The organism is Candidatus Symbiopectobacterium sp. NZEC135, assembly GCF_025962695.1.
Genome location: NZ_JAGFPF010000173.1, coordinates 1 through 3,003, shown reverse-complemented (window position 1 = coordinate 3,003; position 3,003 = coordinate 1). Strand labels below are relative to the sequence as shown.

Below are 3,003 nucleotides of genomic sequence, written 5' to 3'. Positions count from 1 at the left end.
GCTGCCTCTGGCCCATCGGGAATTTCGGGAAGTGCATTTACTATCACTTATACGGGTGTTCCTGCGGCAGAGTGCACAAAAATTATCTCAGCGATAGCGGATAATTTCTATCTTGCACAAGTTGGGACAATAATAGTTAAGGATGTGGAAAGTTATCTTGATATTGAGGCCACTACTGAAGCTTGTAGCATCGGTGGAAACAGCAATACGCTTGTTTTGACATCATTATAAATATCCATTAAGCAGCAAAGTGCTTTAATAGAATATATACATAGCGATTTTTCAGATGTGAAGATCGATGAGATACATTTTTTTACGATAGGTTTTTTATTGATATGTCTATTTTCCACTCATCGTCGAGTAAGGTCAATTAACTTTTTTTATTTGTAGCATGTTGGCTAACGTTGGACAAATTGGTATCATAAATATAGTAATGGCCCATGTAGTATCGTTGGGCTATATATTTCATTATTTGGTAGATAGTGGAGCTATCAGTAAATATGAAAGGTATCTTGTATATGATCAAAAAAGTCTATTTGCCGGTAGTGTGTAGTCAATACTTGCAAAGTGTAGGTTGTTATGAATCTATTTTATTATGTAAATAAATTGCATGATTTTTTATTAAAAATAAGAATTTCTAATTAGAAGGCAAAAGGTTAATGATAACCTTTTGCATCCATAAAACGTTGGCATCAACTGTCAATTTTAGCTAATGTCAGAAACTCTAACAAACTTATAGTCTCATTTCTTATTTTTTGCATACTACCATCACTTCCTATAAATTGATTTCCGTGAACAACACCGTTTAAAGTAGATATATGACTTTTAAGTTTTTTGGAGCAAAGAGCTAGCTTTTTTTTACTTTCTATAGGGAAAACATTATTATTATCTGTTAACCAAGCCACGCACATTGAGAGATCAATTCCTTGTTGCTTTTTATAATCATCACTATGGTTTTTTCTTAAACCCTCACCTTTTGAGTAGTAATGTTCTTTTACAGATATAAATAAATTATTGGATTTCACAAAGTGTTTAAAAGCAGCTTCGAACATTGACCGATATAACATGCAACTTGCATGAGGCGCATTGTTTATATTCAAACTCGTTGCTTCTATAATAAGATTGTTCAAAACGTGATCATTTTCCGTGACTGGAAATACATCTGGAATCAATGTATTCCAGTCTTTGCTGTGAGCGTTTTTATTGTTTTTTGCTGATAATTTGCTATCTTTTGCCGTTATAATTAATTTGCCAGTTTCTTTTTGCTTTGTTAAATTTTCCAGTTTTACTGGCAATGGAAGTGAGAGAGGGGTATTACCTTTCTTTGTACTAATGGCTGCAATATCAGCATCGCTTAATTTTTTTCCTATGGTTTTATTTAAAAAAATCCTTTTTCTCTCATCATCTGGAAGATCCTTTGTTTCCATCCAGATATTTATGAGTATCTTTGCTTGTCTGCGATATTCTTGAGCGAGAGGTTCTACCATTTTTCTCATTTGCAAAAACAGAGGGCTGTTTATTTTAACTTCTGTTTTTGCAGTATTCCATGGAAGATTCTTTGGGTCTTTCCCTACGACATGAACCAAACAAATGAAACCCCCATATTCAGAATGCCAGTGTGTTATAAAACCATGTTTGTCCTCTTTACTAGCCGAAATGATTACTCGATCATTGAATATATAATATATACCGTAGCTTTTTGTTAACTTTTTATTACTTTTTGCTTCATGATTTAACTCACCGGGAAATTTGTAATTGTCATGGATGCCAACACGAAAATCGCACATTGTATTATGAGAATGGAGGCCATCTTTTATAACTTTAATCAGCCCATCTGTTCTAATGTTAGGAACGGATGGGCGAATAATAAATGTATCAGATGATTTTTTTTGACTATTTGTTAAGGTCAACTTCAGACCTTTTCTGATAAATATAGAGTATCGTGTCGATAGTTCATTTATTGTATTGGCCATCCAATCTGAATCACCAATCTGTGCGATTACATTAGGGTATAAATCTGAAACAATAAATAAGGTCCGTTTTTTTCCTGAAGAAGTATATTTACGAGCTGTTAACTGATTATCATGTTCAGATGAGAAGCTATTAATGTCAAAGTTTGATTTATAAAGAGACTCGCCGTTATTGGTTATCATTGCGTAGGAGCGCCCTGCTTTTAATAGTGCTCTTTTCAACCCGAGTCCGTAATGACCTATCCCATATTCGTGATTTGACCTTTTCCCGGTATAAAATGCACTATTTTCTAGAACGTTAGACGTGATGCCTATACAATTATCTTCAACAATAATACACTTACTTCCAAATCTTACTCTTATCCTATATCCTTCATAACTATCAGGCAATCCGTATTCATCCTTTATATATGTGGATTTAATTATGTTATTACGAGCAGAATCGATTGAGTTGTCAATAAGATCAAATAAAGCATCTGTCAATTCAATGTCAGTCGTGAGAGTGTCTGCTAGAAATGAAGGGTCAATGCCAGTTCTCAGCTTCACGTTTTCATATAAGGTCGGATTCATTTATCTATTCTCCCTCTACCTTTTTAAGTGGAGTGAAATTTAATATTAAATTTTGTTTTATCACAGATAAAAGTTCTTTAGCCAACACTGGAGAAACACTATTTCCAATCATCCTAAAACTGTGCCATTTTGTGTGATGGAATACGAACCAATCAGGAAATCCTTGTAGTCGAGCGGCTTCTCGAACAGTGATTACTCGTCCCTCTTCAGGATGAAGAGGTCGCACAGCTTGATGGCTTCCTTTATCACTTCCAGTGCCTGCTCTCAATGTTGGACATAACCCATTCCAATCAAGACATTTCGATTTACTTACTGGATCTACTGACCCCGGTGATATAGAAGTGTATCTTGCTTTTACTGTTGGTGAGTGAAGAGTGTTGAAAAAACCACTCACCTTGCCCGCACGTAAATACTCTATAGATTCTTTATATCCCATTCCTTTGGGAGGGAATTTTCTCATTAT

3 protein-coding genes are annotated in these 3,003 nt (G+C 34.7%); 1 reads left to right on the top strand and 2 read right to left on the bottom strand.

The window, feature by feature from the left end:
* Positions 1-231 (top strand): type 4 pilus major pilin (locus J5224_RS24440; protein WP_264627819.1); only part of this gene is annotated, 231 nt, incomplete at its 5' end.
* 461 nt (positions 232-692) lie between these two features.
* On the opposite strand, the gene J5224_RS24435 is transcribed toward J5224_RS24440, so the two are convergent.
* A complete protein-coding gene (locus J5224_RS24435; protein ID WP_264627818.1) occupies positions 693-2,540 on the bottom strand; it encodes an ATP-binding protein in 1,848 nt (615 codons plus the stop codon).
* Between the two features lie 4 nt (positions 2,541-2,544).
* On the bottom strand, positions 2,545-3,003 hold a 459-nt coding region (locus J5224_RS24430; protein ID WP_264627817.1), incomplete at its 5' end, for a DNA cytosine methyltransferase.

Bases quoted from the DNA above. Each gene is read 5' to 3' on its own strand.
- J5224_RS24435 (WP_264627818.1), bottom strand. From the start codon at position 2,540: ATGAATCCGACCTTATATGAAAACGTGAAGCTGAGAACTGGCATTGAC.